Source organism: Prescottella defluvii (assembly GCF_000738775.1).
Classification (GTDB): domain Bacteria; phylum Actinomycetota; class Actinomycetes; order Mycobacteriales; family Mycobacteriaceae; genus Prescottella; species Prescottella defluvii.
This window is the reverse complement of record NZ_JPOC01000028.1, coordinates 42,664-62,567: the sequence shown is the minus strand read 5'-3', so window position 1 is coordinate 62,567 and position 19,904 is coordinate 42,664. Positions and strand designations below refer to the sequence as shown.

Here is a 19,904-nt window from a genome sequence, read left to right as displayed (position 1 = left end):
GGCGATGAGATGGGGACGGGCCCTCACGGACGCGCTCGAACGGACCGGTGGCACCGGACGGTTCGGTCGTGGCCGCAGCTACGCCCGCGCCGGCCGGGTGGTGGCGCTGCACATCGCGCCCGGACGGGTCAGTGCCGAGGTGCAGGGCAGCCAGATCGCGCCGTTCACGTCGGTGTTGACACTGCGCGCGTTCGACGACGACGAGACGGCGGCGTTCGTGGAGGCGGTGCGTGCCACGCCGGGCATGCTCGCGGCGCTCGCGTCCGGCACGGTGCCGCAGGAGCTCGGGCCGACGCTGTTGCCGGGCGGCAGCGGTGAACTCGACTTCGACTGCACGTGTCCCGACCCGGGCTGGCCGTGCAAGCACGTCGCGGCCGTCGCCTACCTGCTGGCCGAGCGGGTGGACCACGATCCCCTCGCGTTGCTCACCCTCCGTGGCCTGGACCTCGACACCCTGATCCGCGGCGTCGGCGCCGAGGACGAGGAGCCGTCGGGCAGCGGCGGCGACCACTTCGGCGACGGCGCACACCTGCCGGAACTGCCCGTGGTCGAATACTTTGCGGCGCCGGACGATCTCGACCCCGCGCTGCTCCGCAGGGTGCTGCAGGCCGACGCCGATGATCCGTCCGACGTCGTCGGTGCGCTACGTGACCTCGGCGGTTGTTACCGGGCGCTCGGCTCCCGCGATCCGCGGCGGTAGCGGCTCCTCGGCGAGGGTGACCACTGGGCGGGAGAGCCGATTTCTCGGTGCGATTCGCTGACCTAGCGTCGAGGGTGCTCGAGTGCGTTCTCGGGTGCCGTTGCCTGCTCGTGAACGAGTCGAGGAGATTCGCTGTGACCATCCATCCCGAAGTTGCTTCGATGCTGGCGGCGCTCGACGCCGGATTCCCCGACGTCACCGCGGTGCCGCCGGCCGAACTGCGTGACGTGATTCGCGCGCGCCGGGCCCCACTGCAGCGACAGCCCGACATGGGTGCCGTCCAGGAACGCACGATCGACGGTCCCGGCGGCGATCTGGCACTGCGCATCTACGTCCCGCATCACGCCGGGGTGGGCCTGCCGGTCGTGGTGTTCGCGCACGGCGGCGGCTTCGTCTTCTGCGATCTCGACAGCCACGACGAGTTCTGCCGCTCGATGGCACAGGGTGTGGGCGCCGTGGTGGTGGCGGTCGACTACCGGCTGGCCCCCGAACATGCGGCGCCGGCCGCCCACGACGACATGTATGCGGCCCTGGAGTGGGCGTCGAAGAATGCGGCCGAGTTCGACGGCGACGCGAACCGGATCGTGCTCGCCGGTGACAGCGCGGGCGGAAACCTCGCGACGACGGTCGCGATGGCGGCGAGGGACCGCGGCGGCCCGGCCGTCGCGGCGCAGGTGCTGCTGTACCCCGTGATCGACGACGACTTCGAGACCGAGTCCTACCGCCTGTACGGGGTCGGGCACTACAACACCACGTCGGCGATGAAGTGGTACTGGGCGCAGTACGCCCCGAACGGAACCGACGACGTCCGGCTCGTGCCGACGCGGGCGGACAGCCTGGCGGGGCTGCCGCCGGCGGTAGTCGTCACCGCGGAGCTGGATCCGCCGTGTTCGGCGGGTGACGCCTACGCGGCGCGGCTCGCCGCGGACGGGGTGCGGGTTCGGCACCGCCGCTTCGACGGCCTCTTCCACGGCTTCCTCACCATTCCGGCGCTGTCGTTCACCGCACCCGCCCGCGAGGAGGTCTGGGCGATGACCCGGGAGACGATCAGCGGCTGAGACCCAGTGCGGGCGTGGTGCCGCACCGTTCCATGACCTCGAACAGCTTGGCGTGCATGGACACCGCCTGCACCGGATCGAACCACGTGATGTTCGACGGATCGGCACGGTTGTGCAGTTCGAGCGGGTCGGTGTCGAGGTCGTACATCTCGAACTGCGGCGGTACCGCTCCGGCGGGATCGAAGTAGGCCGAGTACTTCCAGCGCCGGTCCCGGATCGTGCGCATGTGGTTGGGCTGGGTGACGATGTTCTGCCCGTCCGGGGTCGCGCAGTTCTGGTCGTCGTAGGTGAAGTGGACGACGTCCTGCACCTCGGCGCTCGGCGACTGCGGATGGGCGGACGCGTCGGCGACGACGGGCATCAGATCGACGCCCTTGAAGTCCCACACCGCGCGGTCCGGCACGCCGGCCAGCGTCGCGAGTGTCGGCATCACGTCGATCAGCGTCGCGAGGGCACCGGTCCGCACCGGTTGCGGGAACATCACCGGGTTGCTGATGACCATCGGCACGCGCAGGGTCTCCTCGTAGGCGTTGAACACCTTCTGCCGCAGCCCGCCGTGCGAGAGCCCCATCTCCCCGTGGTCCGACATCCGGATCACCACCGTCGAATCCCTTCTGCCGGGCTGGGATTCGAGCGCGTCGAGCACGGCACCGATGTGCTCGTCCACCACCTTGTGCATGTAGGCGTAGAAGTTGGCGTAGTTGGAGGCGGCGTCGGGACCGACCAGCGGTCCGAGCCCGGCGGCCAGCAGCAACTCCGACTGCACCTGCGCGGTGGGCTTGAAGTTCAGCGCGAGTTTCTCGTCGTACGTCGGCGGCAGCCCGATGCCCTGCTGGAAGATGCCGGGCGCGTCGGACCCGTAGTTGTCGCAGGTCCCGTTGATCGCGTCCCACGTCTGCGGGTACGCCAGGACGTCGTGCGGATTGACGAACGAGACGACGAGCGCGAACGGGCGGTCGTCACCGGGGTCGAGGCCGTGCAGGAAGTCGACGGCCTCGGCGGCGTAGCGGCTGTCCAGATCGGCGCACCCGCCGCCGAAGTGGTCGGGATTCGTGTCCTGGCCGCCCTCGGGTGGAATCCAGCCGCGGAAGCCGTACGCGGCGAGATCCGCGCTGGACGGGTCGCCGCCGTCGGCGCCCTTGCTCATGTGCCACTTGCCGCGGTAGTGGACGTTGTAGCCGGCCGAGTCCAACAGCTTGGCCATGTTCTGGATGTCCAGCGGCAGGGTCGGCTCGGTGGGGGAGACCGTCCCGCCCTCGGTGAGCGTCGCGGTGACGCCGTGCTGCGCCGGGTAGAGGCCGGTGAAGAACGTGCTGCGACTCGGCGAGCACATCGCCGCGTTGCAGAACGAGTTGTCGAACGACAATCCGGTGTCGGCCAGCCGTTTACGGTTGGGCAGGTTGGCATCCGCCCATCCCTCGGGCCAGAACATCGGCCGGCGTTCCTGGTCGGTGATCACGACGACGATGTTGGGCCGGTGCGGCACGCTGCCGGGCTGCTGGGCGCGTGCCTGTTGCGGGGAGGCGTCCGCCCGCGCGGCGGTCGCGGCCATGCCGGCGAGCAGCAGCGCGCCGGCCCCGCCCATGAGGGCGCGACGGCTCAGCGGGTGATCGATCGCGTCGGATAGCGGTGCGCTCGGGGAGTCCATCGGGTGTTCTCCATCCTGCAGGGCAACGGCGTGAGGCAGGCGTACGGATCGTCATTCTCACCCACGTTCACGGCCCTGAGCTGCGGTTCGGGCAATTGTCGGGATCAATCCCTGGACTTACATGGACTTCCAACTATAGGATCAGCGAAGAATGTTGGAGGTGACGTGTGTCTCCTCCTGCTCCCCGCAGCGACCAGCAAAGGACGGGTCCGGACCATGAGCGTTCGAGAGCTCTCTCATTTCATCGGCGGCAAGCGCATCCCCGGGACGTCGGGTCGATTCGCCGACGTCTACGACCCCAACACGGGTCGGGTGCAGGCGCGGGTGCCGCTCGCGGACCAGGCCGAGACCGAAGCCGTGATCGCGAATGCCGTTGACGCGCAGCGCGAGTGGGCGTCGTGGAATCCGCAGCGCCGGGCGCGGGTGCTGATGCGGTTCCTGCAGCTGATCCAGGAGGAGATGGACCCGCTCGCGCGGCTGCTGTCCGCCGAGCACGGCAAGACCTTCGCCGACGCGAAGGGTGACATCCAGCGCGGCCTCGAGGTGGTCGAGTTCGCCACCGGTATCCCGCACCTGCTCAAGGGTGAGTACACCGAGTCCGCGGGCAACGGCATCGATGTGTTCTCGATGCGTCAGCCGCTCGGTGTCGTCGCCGGCATCACGCCGTTCAACTTCCCGGCGATGATTCCGCTGTGGAAGGCCGCCCCCGCCCTGGCCTGCGGCAACGCGTTCATCCTCAAGCCGTCCGAGCGGGACCCCTCGGTGCCGCTGCGCCTGGCGGAGTTGTTCCTCGAGGCGGGGCTGCCGCCGGGGGTGTTCAATGTCGTCAACGGCGACAAGGGTGCGGTGGACGTGCTGCTCACCGATCCGCGGGTCAAGGCCCTCGGCTTCGTCGGCTCCACCCCGATCGCGCAGTACATCTACGAGACGGCCGCCGCGCACGGCAAGCGCGCGCAGTGCTTCGGCGGTGCCAAGAACCACGCGATCGTGATGCCCGACGCCGACCTCGATCAGGTCGCCGACGCCCTCGTCGGTGCCGGCTACGGCTCCGCCGGTGAGCGCTGCATGGCGATCTCGGTCGCGGTGCCGGTCGGTGAGGAGACCGCCGACGCGCTCGTCGCGAAGCTCACCGAACGGGTCGGCAAGCTGCGGATCGGCCGGTCCGACGACGACGAAGCCGACTTCGGCCCGCTCGTCGGTGCGGACGCGCTCGCCCGGGTGAACGACTACGTGCAGATCGGTGTCGACGAGGGTGCCGAACTGGTGGTCGACGGCCGCGGCTTCGCCCTCGACGGTCACGAGGACGGATTCTTCGCCGGCGCAACGCTGTTCGATCGCGTCACGCCGGACATGCGGATCTACAAGGAGGAGATCTTCGGGCCTGTCCTGCAAGTGGTCCGCGCCCACGACTACGAGGAGGCGCTGCGCCTGCCGTCCGAGCACGAGTACGGCAACGGTGTCGCGATCTTCACCCGTGACGGTGACACCGCCCGCGACTTCTGTGCCCGCGTCGACACCGGCATGGTGGGCGTCAACGTCCCGATCCCGGTGCCGATCGCCTACCACACGTTCGGTGGGTGGAAGCGTTCCGGATTCGGCGACCTCAACCAGCACGGCCCGGACTCGATCCGCTTCTACACCAAGACCAAGACGGTGACGCAGCGCTGGCCGTCGGGCAAGAAGGAAGAAGCGTCGAACCACTTCGTCATCCCCACGATGGACTAGGGGAGCGGTCGTGTTCATCCTCACCGACGACGAGCGCGCGATCAGCGAGACCGCGCGCGACTTCGCCGCCGAATACCTGGCTCCCCACGCGATCGAGTGGGACCAGTCCAAGCACTTCCCGGTGGACGTGCTGCGCAAGGCCGGGACCCTCGGCATGGGCGGCATCTACATCCGCGAGGACGTGGGCGGCTCGGGTCTGACCCGACTCGACGGCGTCCGCATCTTCGAGCAGCTCGCGACGGGCTGCCCGTCGATCGCGGCGTACATCTCGATCCACAACATGGTGACGTGGATGATCGACGAGTTCGGCGACGACGAGCAGCGCCGGGGCTGGGTGCCCGCACTCGCCTCGATGGAACAGCTCGGCAGCTACTGCCTCACCGAGCCCGGTGCCGGCTCCGACGCGGCGGCTTTGAGCACCAAGGCTGTTCGCGACGGCGACGACTACCTGCTTACCGGCGTCAAGCAGTTCATCTCCGGTGCGGGCACCTCCGACGTGTACGTCGTGATGGCCCGGACGGGTGACGCCGGGGCCCGCGGCATCTCCGCGTTCATCGTGCCGAAGGACTCGCCCGGCCTGTCGTTCGGCGCCAATGAGAAGAAGATGGGCTGGAACGCGCAGCCCACCCGCCAGGTGATCCTCGACCAGGTGCGGGTGCCGGCGGCGAACCTGCTCGGCGGCGAGGGCGAGGGCTTCCGGATCGCGATGAAGGGGCTCAACGGCGGACGGCTCAACATCGCCGCGTGCTCGGTGGGGGGTGCGCAGGCCGCGCTGGACAAGGCGGTCGCGTACCTCGCGGAGCGGAAGGCGTTCGGATCGGCTCTGATCGAGTTGCAGGCGCTGCAGTTCCAGCTGGCGGACATGCGGATCGAACTCGAGGCCGCACGCACCCTGCTGTGGCGTGCCGCGGGTGCCTTGGATGCGGACACCGCGGACAAGGTCGAGTTGTGCGCGATGGCGAAGCGCTTCGCCACCGACACCGGTTTCGACGTCGCGAACAAGGCGCTGCAATTGCACGGCGGCTACGGCTATCTGGCGGAGTACGGATTGGAGAAGATCGTGCGTGACCTGCGGGTGCATCAGATCCTCGAGGGGACCAACGAGATCATGCGGGTCGTGGTGGCCCGCTCGGTCGTCGGATCGGCGGGTGCGGCGTGAGCGAACCCGAAGTCCTCGTCGAACGGGTCGGTGGCATCGGCCGCCTGACCCTCAACCGGCCCCGGGCGATCAATGCGCTCAACCACACGATGGTGCAGGCGATGGCGTCGGCGCTGCTCGAGTGGTCCGACGACGATTCCGTCCGCGCGGTGTTGCTCACCGGCGCCGGCGAGCGCGGCCTGTGCGCGGGCGGCGACATCGTCTCGATCTACCACGACGCCCGCGAGGGCGGTAGCGGCTCGCGGGACTTCTGGCGCGACGAGTACGTGCTCAACGCCGCGATCGCCCGCTACGGCAAGCCGTACATCGCGATCATGGACGGCATCGTGATGGGCGGCGGTGTCGGCGTCTCGGCGCACGGCGACGTCCGGATCGTGACCGAACGATCGATGATCGGAATGCCCGAGGTGGGTATCGGTTTCGTGCCCGACGTCGGCGGCACGTACCTGCTCTCGCGGGCACCCGGTGAACTCGGCACCCACATCGCGCTCACCACGGCGCGCCTGACGGCGGGCGACGCGCTCGCGTGCGGGTTCGCCGACCATTTCGTGCCGTCCGATCGGCTCGGCGAATTCGAGCAGGCGCTGGCCGACGGCACGGTCGAGGACACGCTGGCGCAGTTCGCGCAGGCTGCCCCGGCGTCGGAACTGGCGGCGCAGCGGAACTGGATCGACGCGGCGTACGCGGCGGACACCGTCGAGGAGATCGTCGCGAACCTCCGCGCGAGCGAGGTGCCCGAGGCGCAGGCCGCCGCGGAGCAGATCCTCGCCAAGTCGCCGACCGCCGCGAAGGTGACATTGCGGTCGCTGCGGCGGGCGCGGGAACTCGGCAGCCTCGAAGCGGTGCTCGATCAGGAGTATCGGGTGTCGTTGGCGTGCCTGCAATCCCACGATCTCGTGGAGGGCATCCGGGCGCAGGTGGTAGAGAAGGACCGTAGGCCCGCATGGTCGCCGGTCGCCCTCGAAGCGGTCACCGACGAACACGTGGATCGGTTCTTCGAGACGCTCGGCGCGGCCGAACTGGGCCTCGCCGACGCACTGACGAGTGGGGAGGGCACGCGATGAGCAGCACGGACGTCACGGTCGGATTCGTCGGGCTGGGGCACATGGGCGGCCCGATGGCGGCGAACCTCGCCAAGGCCGGCTACCGGGTGAACGGTTTCGATCTGGTGCCCGCGGCCCTCGAACAGGCGACCCGCGACGGCATCACCGTCGTGGACTCGGCGGCTGCGGCGGCCACCGACGCCGACGTCGTGATCACCATGCTGCCCAGCGGCAAGCACGTGCACGACCTCTACGAGGGTGGACTGCTGGCCGCGGCGCGCCGGGGCACCCTGTTCGTCGACTGCTCCACGATCGATGTCGCCGACGCCCGCACCGCACACGAGATGGCCGAGCAGACCGGACATCGAAGCCTCGACGCGCCCGTGTCCGGTGGTGTCATGGGCGCCGCTGCCGGGACCCTCGCGTTCATGGTGGGCGGGGACGACGAGGACTTCGAGGCGGCCCGGCCGCTGCTCGAGGTGATGGGCCGCAAGGTGGTTCACTGCGGCGGTCCGGGTGTCGGTCAGGCCGCGAAGATCTGCAACAACATGATCCTCGGCGTCTCGATGATCGCGATCAGCGAGGCGTTCGTGCTGGGGGAGAAGCTGGGCCTGAGCAACCAGGCGCTGTTCGACGTGGCGTCCAACGCGTCGGGGCAGTGCTGGGCGCTCACCACCAACTGCCCGGTCCCCGGACCGGTGCCCACGAGCCCGGCGAACAACGACTACGAGCCGGGATTCGCGGCGGCGCTCATGGACAAGGACCTCGGTCTGGCCGCGAACGCGTTGCGCACCAACGGGGTCGACGCCGAACTCGGTATGCGGGCCGCCGAATTGTATCGGCGGTTCCACGAGACCGGGCACGGCGGCGAGGACTTCTCGGCAATCATCAGGGACATCAGGGACAGGTCGAACGGAGACACGCGATGACGGATTACGAGACCATTCTGGTCGGACGCACGGGGCGGGTCGGCACGATCACGCTCAACCGGCCGAAGGCGCTCAACGCGCTCAACGCGCAGCTGATGTCGGAGGTCGTGGCGGCCGTCGACGAGTTCGAGCGTGACCGTGGTATCGGCGCCATCCTCATCACCGGTTCGGAGCGCGCCTTCGCGGCGGGCGCCGACATCAAGGAGATGCAGAGCAAGTCGTTCATGGACATGTACCTCGACGACTGGTTCTCGGCATGGGACCGGCTGGCCGCGGCCCGCAAGCCGATCGTCGCCGCGGTCGCCGGCTACGCGCTCGGCGGCGGCTGTGAGCTCGCGATGATGTGTGACGTGCTGCTCGCCGCGGACTCGGCGAAGTTCGGGCAGCCCGAGATCAAGCTCGGCGTGCTCCCGGGTATCGGTGGCTCGCAGCGCCTCACCCGCGCGATCGGCAAGGCCAAGGCGATGGACCTGTGCCTGACCGGGCGGACGATGGACGCCGAGGAAGCCGAGCGTGCCGGTCTGGTGGCCCGGGTGATCCCGGCGATCGACCTCATGGACGAGGCGATCGCGACGGCATCGAAGATCGCCGACATGTCGCTGCCGATCGCGATGATGGTCAAGGAATCGGTCAACCGCGCGTTCGAGTCGACGCTGACCGAGGGCGTGCGTTTCGAGCGGCGAGTGTTCCACTCGGCGTTCGCAACCCAGGACCAGAAGGAAGGCATGGCCGCCTTCACCGAGAAGCGGGACCCGAGCTTCGGGCACCACTGACAGCTCTTCGGCAGCGCGGCCCCGCATCGTTCGACGATGCGGGGCCGCGCTGCGTTCCGGGTTGACTCAGTGCCACTTGCCGGGCTGGTCCCCGGTATCGAAATCGCCTGCCTGATGACGCAGTTCGGTGAGCACCCGGATCAGCGAGTCCAGCTGGTCGGGTGCGAGGCCGGGATCGGCGAAGACCTGCGCATTGAGCGCCTCCGTCGCCCGCAGGGCCAGGTCGCGGCCCTCGTCGGTGATCTCGATGAGCGTGGCGCGGCGGTCCGTCGGGTGCGGCACCCGACGAACCAGTCCCGCGTCCTCGAGACGGTCGACGGCATTGGTGACGCTCGTCGGGTGTACCTGCAGGCGGGCGCTGGCCTTCGCCATCGGCAGTGCACCGGATCGGGTGAACGTCAGCAGCGTGAGCAGTTCGTAGCGGGAGAAGGTGAGCCCGAACGGTTTCAGGGCCTTCTCGACGCGGGCCATCATGATCTGCTGTGCCCGCATCAGCGACGTCACCGCGGCCATACCGTCGGCCACTGCGCCCCAGCCGTGGTGCGTCCACTGACGGTGCGCTTCCTCGATCGGATCCAGCGGCAGTGGTGACGGTGACGGCATGCGTCGATCATCCCATGCGGCGCTCCGCCGATCGACCGCTGTCCCATCCCGAAACACGCTCGGACGTGCCCCGAGGGCAGGCGGCGGCGGCATCCGGTCTGTCCGATTCGGCTAGGCTGGCCCGGACCGTGGACCGCAGAGACAGAGCGTGAACGAGGAGGAATCTCATGGGATTTTGGGATCAGCTCAAGGCCAAAACTCAGGAAATGAGCGGACAGCTTCAGACGAAGACCGCGCAGTTCAAGAACAAGGAATTCGCGAACGGCTCCATGGCGATGTGCGCGTTGATCGCGGCCGCCGACGGCAGCATCGACCCGGCCGAGCGTCAGAAGACCGCGGCGCTCATCATGAACAACCAGTCGCTGCAGGTGTTCGACTCCTCCGAACTGCGGGAGAAGTTCGACTGGTACTGCGACAAGCTGGCCGGCGACTTCGACTTCGGCAAGGTCGAGGCCACCGCGACCATCGGCAAGCTGAAGTCCAAGCCCGAACAGGCACGCGCGGTCATCCAGATCGGCATCATCATCGGCGGCGCCGACGGCAACTTCGACCAGCACGAGAAGGCGGCCGTCAAGGAAGCCTGCTTCGCGGTCGGCATCGACCCGGCCGAGTTCGACCTCTGAGTCACTGACCTCGTGCCCTCGGCGTTCGCGGATCCGCGAACGCCGAGGGCATTGTTCTGCCCGGAATCGGCTCGGGGCTCAGTGATACTCGATCCGGGCTCGCAGCAGTGCCCGTCGTCGGCTCGTACCGAGGTGGCGATGGTGATGACGGCGAGGCCCACGCAGTTGCCGGACATCGTGGTGGGCCTGCCGTACGAACTCGAACATGCGCTGTCCTCCCGTCGCTACGGGAGACGCTAGCGGTGCCGGGGACGAGAATCCTCACTCGTGGAGTGTGAGGTCCGAGCGGGTTTCGGCGCGACGGACATGCAGAAGCGGCGGGTCACGAGGGGTTCTCCACGTGACCCGCCGCTACCGTTCGGTCGAGGTCGGGGCTGCTACTTGCGCCCGGCCTGCCACTGCATGCCCCAGCCGTACGCGGCATCCAGGTCGGACTGGCTGCCGTTGATGTAGCGGACCAGGCGGTTGACGGTGATGCCGTTGCCGTTGTTCTCGAGCATCGCGATGGCGCAGATGCGGGCATTGTTGTCGGCCGAGTCGAGGCGGACCTCGACCTGCGGACCCACCGTCGGGAACAGCGTCACGACGCCGTCGACGGCCGCCCAGTTGGGGGCGCCCTGGTAGATCATCGCGAAGATGAGGACCCGCCGGAACATCTCCGGCCGGTCCAGGTTGACGTGCATGTTCTCGCCGCCGGAGACCGCGCCGCTCCGGTCGTCGCCATCGAGCTGGATGAAGGGGGCGGTGTCGAGTGCGCCGAAGCTGTTGCCCAGCGCCTGGATGACGCCCTTGGACCCGTCGGTCAGCTCGTACAGGCAGCCCAGGTCGAGGTCGACCCCACCGCCTCCGGTCAGCTTCGCGAAGAAGCCCTTCTTCTGGGGCTCGGCGCCCTGGGACCAGTTGAGGTTCACCCGCATCTTGCCCTGGCGCTCACCGGCCTTCGTGAGGCTGACCGACGGCGCGCTCTTGGTCAGGCTGATCTTGCTGAGGTTCACACCACCCTGCGGTGCCGGGTCGGCGGGGGGAGTGCTGGGACGACGGGTGTAGTCGATGGCCATCATGGGCTCCTAGGTTCGGGTCGGGTCAGCCGACTGCGGCGGGAGTGCGCTGGGAGATCGCGTCCCCGTCACCGTCGTTGCCGGCCTTGCGGTTACGCATCACGCTGGAGATGAACGCGGCTCCGATGAGGAGGATGCCGACGAGGCCGGTGATGAGCTCGTTGACGTGCACGCCGATCGACACGAGCAGGATCACCGAGAGGGCGCCGATGGCCCAGTGCGCGCCGTGCTCGAGGTAGACGTACTCCGACAGGGTGCCCTTGCGGACGAGGAACACCGTGATGGAGCGGACGAACATCGCACCGACGAAGCCGAGGCCGAGGGCGATGATGATCGGATCCGAGGTGATCGCGAAGGCGCCGATCACACCGTCGAACGAGAACGATGCGTCGAGGACCTCCAGGTAGAGGAACAGGAAGAAGCCGGCCTTACCGGTCGCCTTCGCCAGCTTCGACGGACCACGTGACGGTTCTGCTTCCTCGCCTTCCTCCGGCAGGTTGAACAACTCGCCCAGGCCGTTGACGACGATGTAGAGGATCAGACCCGCGACACCGGCCACCATGACGGTGCCCCGGTTCTCGTCGTCGGCGAACAGGAAGGCGGTGGCGAGCAGCAGCGCGCCGGCGACGACGACCTCGAGCTGATCGAGCTTGCCGATCTTGGCCAGCGGACGCTCGAGCCAACTGAGCCAGGTGATCTCACGGGACTCGAAGATGAAGTTCAGGAACAGCATCAGCAGGAACATGCCACCGAACGCGGCGATCTGCGGGTGCGCATCGGTGAGGATCGTCTCGTAACTCGCGCTGCCGTCGGGGAAGTACGCGGCGTCGTCGGCGGGCGGGTTGAGCGCCAGTCGCATCGCTTCGACCGGACCCAGGCCGGACGCGACCCAGACGATCACCAGCGGGAAGACCAGGCGCATGCCGAAGACCGCGATCACGATGCCGATCGTGAGGAAGATCTTCTGCCAGAACTCACTCATCCTCTGCAGGACGGTGGCGTTGATGACGGCGTTGTCGAACGACAGGGAGATTTCGAGGATGGACAGGATCGCGACCAGGAAGACGGCCTCGGGGCCGCCGTAGATCCCAGCCACGACGAGAGAGAGCGCAGTGACGACTAAGGAGACGCCGAAAATGCGGAGAACCATTGTGCGGCCGTTCTGTAGGGTCGCCGACCGCGGCGGCCGGCGTCAGTGTGGTGACTCGGTCAGCCGAGATTGACGCCGTAGTCGCGGGCGATGCCGGCCAGCCCCGACGCATAGCCCTGCCCGATGGCGCGGAACTTCCATTCGGCGCCACGGCGGTAGACCTCGCCGAAGACCATCGCGGTCTCGGTGGACGCGTCCTCGGACAGGTCGTAGCGGGCGAGTTCGATTCCGGTGTTCTGGTCGACGACGCGGATGAAGGCATTGCGGACCTGCCCGAAGGACTGGCCGCGCGCATCGGCATCGTGGATCGAGACCGGGAAGAAGATGCTGGTCACCTCGGTCGGCAGGGCGATCAGGTCGACGTTGATGACCTCGTCGTCGCCGTCGCCGTCGCCCGTGAGGTTGTCTCCGGTGTGCTCGACCGACCCGTCCGGCGATCGCAGGTTGTTGTAGAAGACGAAGTGCCGGTCGGAGAGGACCTTGCCGGTCGCGCCGGTCAGCAGAGCCGACGCGTCGAGGTCGTAGGCGACTCCGGTGGAGGCCCGTTCGTCCCAGCCGAGACCGACGGCGATCGTGGTGAGGTTGTCGGTCTGCTTCGAGAGGGAGACGTTGCCCCCCTTGGCGAGCGTGACGCTCATGGTCTGTTTCCTCTGTTGGCAGCGGATCGTGGATACCGGAACATGGACGAGTACAGGGAACGGAAGATGCTGGAGTGCAACATGTCCGGCCCCCTGTCGCGTCGGAGGTTCAGTTCCGGCCGCACGCGGCCGCGGGATCGGTGTCCAGATCCCGCGGCCGTGTGCGGAGGTGAAGCAGTGGAACGACTAGACGTTGACGCCGTAGTCGCGGGCGATGCCCGCCAGGCCCGAGGCGTAGCCCTGGCCGACCGCGCGGAACTTCCACTCGGCGCCGTGGCGGTACAGCTCGCCGAAGACCATCGCGGTCTCGGTCGAGGCGTCCTCGGACAGGTCGTAGCGGGCCAGCTCGTTGCCGTTGGCGCGGTCGACGACGCGGATGTAGGCGTTGCGGACCTGGCCGAACGACTGCGCGCGGGTGTCGGCATCGTAGATCGAGACCGGGAAGAAGATGCTCTCGATGTTCGCCGGAACGGCAGCGAGATCGACGTTGATGACCTCGTCGTCGCCCTCGCCCTCACCGGTGGTGTTGTCGCCGGCGTGCTCGATCGAGCCGTCGGGCGAACGCAGGTTGTTGAAGAACACGAAGTGCTGGTCGGAGACGGCCTTCTTGTCGGCGCCGGCGCCGATCGCGCTGGCGTCGAGGTCGAAATCCGTACCGGTGGTGCTACGCACGTCCCAGCCGAGACCGACTGCAACTGCAGTGAGGTTCGGCGCCTCTTTCGTGAGGGAGACGTTTCCGCCCTTGGTCAAGCTGACACCCATCGAGGAGTCCTTTCAGTGGTGTGGAATCCAGGCACCAACCTTCGGCCGCGTGCCCGAAATGCCGTTTTCAGGATCGTGCAACACCACAATATGCGGTGCGTCGGACATCGTGCCGCTGCGCCCAGCGTCACGTCGTCGATACGGGCAAATCCAGTACGATGCAGCGGTGGCCGGCAGATGGTCGGGGCGGATCTTCGGAGAGTCCCGCGACGAGGACGAGGCGATTCGCCGTGCCCGCGATGCCATGACCGCAGCGTTCCTCGACCTGGACGGCCGCCAGCGTATCGCCGAGTCGTCGGTTGCCGCATCGAATCGGCTGTTTCCGGACAAAGGGATCCTCCGGCAGTGGCAGTCGGTGCGTGACGGTTGCTACGAGGTCGGTACCCGATACCTCGAGCTGTGTGACGTCGCCGACACCGGTCGGGTCGCGGTCGCGGAGGTCGATGCGACGACGCGTGCACTGATCGACGCCGCCCATCGGGTGGACGGGTTCTACGGCGCGCACCGCGCGCACCTCGAGCATGCCGCGTCGTTGCTCGACGCGATCCCGCGGATCGCCGCGGAGGCGCAGGCCGCCGCCGAGGCGGCGCGGCGGAGCGCGGCGGGCCCGTATGCCGGCTACTCCTCGGTCCGTGCCGGTGTCGCCGCGATCGACGAGGCCTCGCTGCTCCTGGCCGGTGCCGTCGCCCAGGACGACGTGAATCGGGTCCGCGACGCGGCCGCCCGACTCAACGACGCGGTGGCCGAACTGGGGTCCGCGCTGTCGGCCGCGCCGGACCGCGAGCGCCAGGCGCGCCAGGCGCTGTCGTCGGTGACGACCCGGATCGCCGCGGTGCGGCACCGGGCCGGCGACCTCGGCCCCGCGTACTCGTCGATCCTGCGCGAGTTCAACGCCGCGAGTTCGGACGACCTGGTCGGCAACGACCGCGAGAGTGTTCGACTGATCGATCGTTCCCAGGCGCTGTTCGTCGAGGCCGAGTCGGCGCTCGCTGCGGGCGACCCCGACCTCGCCTTGGACCTGACGGCGAGAGTGCGTGCGACGCTGGCGGATGCGGAGGGCCTGGTCGACGCCGTGACCGATCGGCTTCGGCTGCTGCGCGAGGTACGTGCCGACCCGCGCGCGCGGGTCGATGCCGTACGCTTTCGGCTTCGAGACGCCCAGTTGTTGGCGGTCAATTCGGGTCTGGCGGCGGAGTGGGGGTCCGCGCTGGACGCCCAGATGGACCGGATCGAACGCGCCGCGGACCGCCTGACCGGAACGCATCCGGACTACTGGGCCTACGTCACCGACCTCGACGCCGTGTCGAGTTTCGTCGCTGGAATTGTGCAACGTATGAGAGGGCAGGCCGCCACACCATGACATGGGGGACCACTACCGAGTCCTGCGCGATGAGACATTTCCATCATCTCGACCCGGCGACCGCCGATGCGCTGTTCCTGCACCCGACCGAGGTGTTCGACGACAGTGCGGACCGGGAGCTGCTGGCCGTCGCGCTCGGTGCGACGCTGTACGTTCCGGCCACACGTGACGACCTCGCCGCGACGATCCTGCGTCGCCGCGACGAGGGCGTGATCTCGATGGTTCTCGACCTCGAGGACGCCGTCGCCGACGACGAGGTCGAGGCGGGCATGGCCAATGTCGTTGCGACGCTGGACGAACTCGCCGGGACCGTGGCGGCGAACATGCTGCTGTTCGTCCGGGTCCGCACGCCGGGCGGTATCCGGGCGATCGCGGATGCACTCACCACCGGCGTCGTCGCGTTGACCGGCTTCGTCGTCCCGAAGTTCACCAGCGCGAGCGGTGCCTTCCTCGACGAGATCGCGGGCGCGTCCGACCGGCTCGGCAAGCACCTGTACGTGATGCCGGTGCTCGAGTCTCCGGAGCTGGTGCACCGGCAGAGTCGCGACATCGAGTTGCACGCGGTCAGTGAACTGCTCGGCCGCCACCGCGACCGCGTTCTCGCGGTGCGGATCGGTGCGACCGACATGTGCAGCACGTTCGGGATCCGCCGGGATCGGGATCTCACCATCTACGACGTCCGGGTGGTCGTCGACGTCATCGCCGACGTCGTGAACTACCTGGGACGTGCGGACGGGAGCGGGTTCGTCATCACCGGGCCGGTGTGGGAGTACTTCGCCGATCACGAGCGGATGTTCCGGCCCATGCTCCGGGCCACCCCGTTCGCGGAGCAGGACGCGGTGCTCTTCCGGCAGCAACTCGTCAGCCGAGACCTGGACGGGCTGCTGCGGGAGATCGCACTGGATCGGGCCAACGGTATCCAGGGCAAGACGGTCATCCACCCGTCGCACGTCGCCGCGGTCCATGCGCTGTCCGCGGTCACCCACGAGGAATACCACGACGCACTCGACATCCTCGGCGGCGAGGACGTCGGCGGAGTGCAGGCGTCGGGATACAGGAACAAGATGAACGAGGTTCGCCCGCACCGGAACTGGGCTGAGGCGACGCTGCGTCGCGCGAGGGTCTTCGGTGTCACCAACAAGGGTGTGACGTTCGTCGACCTGTTGACCGCGTTGGTGGCCCGGTGACGGCCGCGCCGATCCAGCCGTGGGCGACACGCGAGTTCGGTCTGACACTCGACCATCTCGACTCGGAGGCCGGCTACACCGTCCCCCAGCTCGTCGAACCGGGCCTGCGCCGGAATCCGCGTCGTGCGCACCTGCTGGTGTCGACGGTCCTCGGCAAGCACCTGCCCACCGCGCCGGATGCCGTGATCGCGGCCGGTGACCGGCTCGGCGACCTGGTCCTGGCCGCGCTGGGAGTCCCCGCGAGTGACGAATCCCAGTTGGACGTCACCGTTCTCGGGTTCGCCGAGACGGCGACCGGTCTCGGTCACTGCGTCGCGACGCGGCTGCGGGCCCGCTGCTATCTGCACTCCACCCGGCGCGACGTGCCCGGGGCCGACACCTTCGCCGGGTTCGAGGAGGGGCATTCCCACGCCACCAGTCACCTCCTGCAACCCACGTCGCCGACCCTGCTGGCGGACGGCGGTCCGCTGGTGCTCGTCGACGACGAGATCTCCACCGGCGCAACCGCGATCGACGCGATTCGGGCCCTGCACGCCCGTCATCCCCGGGACCGCTACGTCGTCGCGTCGCTGGTCGACATGCGGACCGGCGGGCATCGCGACCGAACCGATGCCGCCGCCGCCGATCTCGGAGTGACCATCGACTTCGTCAGCCTCGCGAGCGGTCGAACCGTCCTCCCGGAGGGGCTGATCGAGCGGGTCGTCGCCCTACCCGACCCGGTGCTCAATCCGACCTCGGGGGACCGGGGCACGGTCGAGCGCATCGACGTGCCGTGGCCGGCGGCGGTGCCCGACGGCGGACGGCACGGCTTCCTGCACTCCGATGCGGCGGCCTTCGACGCCGCGATCGAGGCGGCGGCGACCGAGGTGGCCGGCCGCGTCGACCACGCCCGCCCCGCGGTCGTCATCGGTCACGAGGAACTGATGTACCTCCCGCTGCGACTGGCCGCGGCGCTCGCGGAGCGCGGCCTGGCGGTTCGGTTCCAGACCACCACGCGCTCACCGGCTCACGTGCTCGACGAGCCCGGCTACCCGCTGCGTCGCGGATACACCTTCGTCGCACCCGAACCGGACGACACCGCCGCCCGGTACCTGTACAACGCGCACTGGCCGGACGACCCGACGATCCGTCCGCTGCTGATCGTCGTCGCCGATTCTCCCGCCGACACCGATCGGATGCGCCGCCCGGGCGGGCTCCTCGACGTGCTGACCGGCGCGGGCAACGACGTCCTGCTCGCGGTGGTGCCGGCGTCGGATCCGCGGGTGCTGGCCCACACGCGGAAGGATCCCGCGTGACCGCGCCGCTGACCGGCCCCGACTTCGGTTCGTACCCGGCGGCCGACGTCCGCTGGTTGCTCAAGGATCTGTCCGGGGTGGATCTCGAGGCGGACGTCGCCGAACGCGAGCGACGCATCCAGTCGGGCCGCGCGCACTACGCGGAATCGTTGCCCATCGAGTACCAGCCGGATGCGCCGTACCGGGAACTGTTCGACAAGGTGCTGGTGGAGAGCGCCGAGCGTCTGGCCCGCGCGGTGGGCGTGGTCACCGAGCTCGTGCTCGCCGAGCGGGGCCACGACATCACTCTCGTCTCCCTCGCGCGTGCCGGCACGCCGGTCGGCATCCTGATGCGCCGGTGGGCGATGCACGCGCACGGGCTCGATCTGCCGCACTACGCCGTGTCGATCGTCCGCGATCGGGGGATCGACACCGCTGCGCTGGACTATCTTGCTGCCCATCATGATCCGGCGTCGGTTGTGTTCGTCGACGGTTGGACCGGGAAGGGGGCGATCACGCGGGAGCTCGAGGCGGCGCTGACGGCCTACGCCGCTGCGGGTGGGGCGGTGTTCGACCCCGACCTCGCGGTCCTGGCCGATCCCGGCTCGTGCGCGCGCACCTACGGCACCCGCGACGACTTCCTCATCGCTTCGGCGTGCCTCAATTCCACGGTCTCCGGACTCGTCTCGCGCACCGTTCTCAACGATGCGCTGATCGGCCCCGGCGAGTTCCACGGCGCCAAGTTCTATCGCGAACTCGCCGCCGCCGACGTGTCCAACGACCTCCTCGACTCGATCGGCGCCTGGTTCGCCGATGTCCGGGACGCGGTCGCGGAGGAGACGGTCGCGATCCGACGCGGCGATCGCACACCCACCTGGGCCGGCTGGGCCTCGGTCGAGGAGATCCGCGCCCGGTACGACATCTCGACGGTCAACTACGTCAAACCCGGTGTGGGGGAAACCACCCGGGTGCTGTTGCGCCGCGTCCCGTGGAAGGTGCTGGTGCGGGATCTCGATGCACCCGAACACGCCCACATCCGGCTGCTCGCAGCGGCCCGGGGTGTCCCGGTCGAGGCGGTGCCCGACCTCGCCTACTCCTGTATGGGCCTGATCAAGGATGTGACATGACCGTGCTCGTCGCCACCGATCTGGATCGGACGATGATCTATTCGCGGGCCGCGATGGGCCTGGATCCGACGGCCACCGAGTCGGATCTGCGGTGTGTCGAGCACTACGACGGCGCGCCGCTGTCGTTCGTCACCGAGACCGGGGCGGCACTGTTGGAGGCCGTGGCCGCAGCCGCGGTTCTGGTTCCGACGACGACCCGCACGATCGCGCAGTTCCGGCGCATCACCCTGCCCGGCGGGCCCTGGCGGTTCGCGATCACCAGCAACGGCGGCAACATTCTCGTCGACGGCGTCCCGGATGTGCGGTGGCGGACCGACATCGACGACGCCACGCGGCGCGCGGGCGCCGGACTCGACGAGGTCACCGCCGCCCTGCGCTCGCGGATCAGCGACGAGTGGGTCCGCAACTGCCGGGTCGCGGACGAGCTCTTCTGCTACCTGGTGGTCGATCTCGCCGCCTTGCCGGACACCTTCCTCGCCGAGTGGGGTGCATGGTGCGGTGCGCGTGGCTGGAACGTCTCCCGTCAGGGCCGCAAGATCTACACGATGCCGAACGCGGTGTCGAAGGGTTCCGCGGTGGCCGAGGTTCGCCGACGTCTGATCGCCGACGGCTCCATCACCGCGGACGCGTCGACGCTCGCGGCCGGGGACGGCGCGCTCGACGCCGACATGCTCGCCGCAGCCGACGCCGCGATCCGGCCACGGCACGGCGAACTCGACTCGCTCGACTGGCAGCACCCCAACCTGACGGTCACGGCCGGCCGCGGGATCGCCGCCGGGGAGGAAATCCTGCGCTGGTTCCTGCGTCGCGCCGACAACGACGCGGCCGTGGCGGCCGTGTCGAACCCGTCGATCTCACCCACGTAGACCTCCGGGGCCGAGGCCCTGCAGTGGCGTGACGGCCTCGGGAACAACGGAAGGGCCGGGCTCCCTGGGGAACCCGGCCCTCACGTGGAGGCGATGCTCAGCTGAGCGCGCTGATCTGCTGGATCAGCGGGAGGATGACCTTGATGACGTCGATGACAGCGCTGAGCGTGGAAGAACCCATTTTCAATCCTCTGGAGTGAGCTGGTGGATGTGGCTGGACG

At 68.7% G+C, this 19,904-nt stretch carries 19 protein-coding genes; 13 read left to right on the top strand and 6 right to left on the bottom strand.

All coding sequences use genetic code 11. The annotated features are described in order from the left end of the window. The first annotated feature begins 4 nt into the window (after nucleotides 1–4). Together IJ15_RS0111085 and IJ15_RS0111080 are read left to right on the top strand one after the other, a co-directional pair. Nucleotides 5–700, top strand: a complete 696-nt coding sequence (locus IJ15_RS0111085) for an SWIM zinc finger family protein (RefSeq protein WP_081880705.1) — start codon at nucleotides 5–7, stop codon at nucleotides 698–700. A gap of 134 nt (nucleotides 701–834) precedes the next feature. Further along, nucleotides 835–1,758: an alpha/beta hydrolase gene (locus tag IJ15_RS0111080; RefSeq protein ID WP_031938405.1), complete on the top strand. Its 924-nt coding sequence runs from the start codon at nucleotides 835–837 to the stop codon at nucleotides 1,756–1,758. On the opposite strand, the gene IJ15_RS0111075 is transcribed toward IJ15_RS0111080, so the two are convergent. Continuing rightward, nucleotides 1,748–3,406: a sulfatase-like hydrolase/transferase gene (locus IJ15_RS0111075; RefSeq protein ID WP_031938404.1), complete on the bottom strand. Its 1,659-nt coding sequence runs from the start codon at nucleotides 3,404–3,406 to the stop codon at nucleotides 1,748–1,750. The two genes, IJ15_RS0111080 and IJ15_RS0111075, sit on opposite strands and share 11 nt — an antisense overlap. A 216-nt stretch (nucleotides 3,407–3,622) precedes the next feature. Between IJ15_RS0111075 and IJ15_RS0111070 the strand changes: the two genes are divergently transcribed. Genes IJ15_RS0111070 through IJ15_RS0111050 form a run of 5 tightly spaced genes read left to right on the top strand, consistent with a single transcriptional unit; the run spans nucleotide 3,623 to nucleotide 9,035 of the window. Further along, nucleotides 3,623–5,131 carry a CoA-acylating methylmalonate-semialdehyde dehydrogenase gene (locus IJ15_RS0111070; protein WP_031938403.1) on the top strand — a complete coding sequence of 503 codons (1,509 nt, stop codon included), beginning with the start codon at nucleotides 3,623–3,625 and terminating at the stop codon, nucleotides 5,129–5,131. A gap of 10 nt (nucleotides 5,132–5,141) precedes the next feature. Then, nucleotides 5,142–6,290 carry an isobutyryl-CoA dehydrogenase gene (locus IJ15_RS0111065; protein ID WP_031938402.1) on the top strand — a complete coding sequence of 383 codons (1,149 nt, stop codon included), beginning with the start codon at nucleotides 5,142–5,144 and terminating at the stop codon, nucleotides 6,288–6,290. Next, the gene (locus tag IJ15_RS0111060; RefSeq protein ID WP_031938401.1) at nucleotides 6,287–7,354 is read left to right on the top strand and encodes an enoyl-CoA hydratase/isomerase family protein; all 1,068 of its coding nucleotides are present in this window, start codon (nucleotides 6,287–6,289) and stop codon (nucleotides 7,352–7,354) included. Before IJ15_RS0111065 ends, IJ15_RS0111060 begins: the two co-directional genes overlap by 4 nt. After that, nucleotides 7,351–8,262, top strand: a complete 912-nt coding sequence (gene mmsB, locus IJ15_RS0111055; protein WP_031938400.1) for a 3-hydroxyisobutyrate dehydrogenase — start codon at nucleotides 7,351–7,353, stop codon at nucleotides 8,260–8,262. Before IJ15_RS0111060 ends, mmsB begins: the two co-directional genes overlap by 4 nt. Continuing rightward, a complete protein-coding gene (locus tag IJ15_RS0111050) occupies nucleotides 8,259–9,035 on the top strand; it encodes an enoyl-CoA hydratase (RefSeq protein WP_031938399.1) in 777 nt (258 codons plus the stop codon). The genes mmsB and IJ15_RS0111050 overlap by 4 nt, the downstream gene beginning before the upstream one ends. A 66-nt stretch (nucleotides 9,036–9,101) precedes the next feature. Here the strand turns inward: IJ15_RS0111050 and IJ15_RS0111045 are convergent, their stop codons facing one another. Next, nucleotides 9,102–9,638: a MarR family winged helix-turn-helix transcriptional regulator gene (locus IJ15_RS0111045; protein WP_031938398.1), complete on the bottom strand. Its 537-nt coding sequence runs from the start codon at nucleotides 9,636–9,638 to the stop codon at nucleotides 9,102–9,104. Between the two features lie 206 nt (nucleotides 9,639–9,844). Between IJ15_RS0111045 and IJ15_RS0111040 the strand changes: the two genes are divergently transcribed. After that, nucleotides 9,845–10,261, top strand: a complete 417-nt coding sequence (locus tag IJ15_RS0111040; protein WP_231569498.1) for a TerB family tellurite resistance protein — start codon at nucleotides 9,845–9,847, stop codon at nucleotides 10,259–10,261. Between the two features lie 377 nt (nucleotides 10,262–10,638). Here IJ15_RS0111040 and IJ15_RS0111030 read toward each other — a convergent pair whose 3' ends face one another. The 4 genes from IJ15_RS0111030 to IJ15_RS0111015 all read right to left on the bottom strand — a co-directional run bounded on the left by IJ15_RS0111030 (nucleotide 10,639) and on the right by IJ15_RS0111015 (nucleotide 13,869). Then, nucleotides 10,639–11,319: a TerD family protein gene (locus IJ15_RS0111030; RefSeq protein WP_031938396.1), complete on the bottom strand. Its 681-nt coding sequence runs from the start codon at nucleotides 11,317–11,319 to the stop codon at nucleotides 10,639–10,641. Between the two features lie 25 nt (nucleotides 11,320–11,344). Continuing rightward, complete coding sequence (locus IJ15_RS0111025) at nucleotides 11,345–12,469, bottom strand: DUF475 domain-containing protein (RefSeq protein ID WP_031938395.1); 1,125 nt, start codon at nucleotides 12,467–12,469, stop codon at nucleotides 11,345–11,347. A gap of 59 nt (nucleotides 12,470–12,528) precedes the next feature. Then, nucleotides 12,529–13,107, bottom strand: a complete 579-nt coding sequence (locus IJ15_RS0111020; RefSeq protein ID WP_031938394.1) for a TerD family protein — start codon at nucleotides 13,105–13,107, stop codon at nucleotides 12,529–12,531. A 186-nt stretch (nucleotides 13,108–13,293) separates the two neighbouring features. After that, nucleotides 13,294–13,869, bottom strand: a complete 576-nt coding sequence (locus tag IJ15_RS0111015) for a TerD family protein (protein ID WP_031938393.1) — start codon at nucleotides 13,867–13,869, stop codon at nucleotides 13,294–13,296. 166 nt (nucleotides 13,870–14,035) lie between these two features. Between IJ15_RS0111015 and IJ15_RS0111010 the strand changes: the two genes are divergently transcribed. Genes IJ15_RS0111010 through IJ15_RS0110990 form a run of 5 tightly spaced genes read left to right on the top strand, consistent with a single transcriptional unit; the run spans nucleotide 14,036 to nucleotide 19,683 of the window. Next, nucleotides 14,036–15,229, top strand: a complete 1,194-nt coding sequence (locus IJ15_RS0111010) for a hypothetical protein (protein ID WP_031938392.1) — start codon at nucleotides 14,036–14,038, stop codon at nucleotides 15,227–15,229. Between the two features lie 29 nt (nucleotides 15,230–15,258). After that, nucleotides 15,259–16,416 carry an HpcH/HpaI aldolase/citrate lyase family protein gene (locus IJ15_RS0111005; protein WP_051918762.1) on the top strand — a complete coding sequence of 386 codons (1,158 nt, stop codon included), beginning with the start codon at nucleotides 15,259–15,261 and terminating at the stop codon, nucleotides 16,414–16,416. Then, nucleotides 16,413–17,711: a phosphoribosyltransferase domain-containing protein gene (locus IJ15_RS0111000; RefSeq protein ID WP_031938390.1), complete on the top strand. Its 1,299-nt coding sequence runs from the start codon at nucleotides 16,413–16,415 to the stop codon at nucleotides 17,709–17,711. The genes IJ15_RS0111005 and IJ15_RS0111000 overlap by 4 nt, the downstream gene beginning before the upstream one ends. Beyond that, the gene (locus IJ15_RS0110995; RefSeq protein ID WP_031938389.1) at nucleotides 17,708–18,817 is read left to right on the top strand and encodes a cysteine protease StiP family protein; all 1,110 of its coding nucleotides are present in this window, start codon (nucleotides 17,708–17,710) and stop codon (nucleotides 18,815–18,817) included. The genes IJ15_RS0111000 and IJ15_RS0110995 overlap by 4 nt, the downstream gene beginning before the upstream one ends. After that, a complete protein-coding gene (locus IJ15_RS0110990; protein WP_031938388.1) occupies nucleotides 18,814–19,683 on the top strand; it encodes an HAD family hydrolase in 870 nt (289 codons plus the stop codon). The genes IJ15_RS0110995 and IJ15_RS0110990 overlap by 4 nt, the downstream gene beginning before the upstream one ends. Nucleotides 19,684–19,904: the final 221 nt, after the last annotated feature.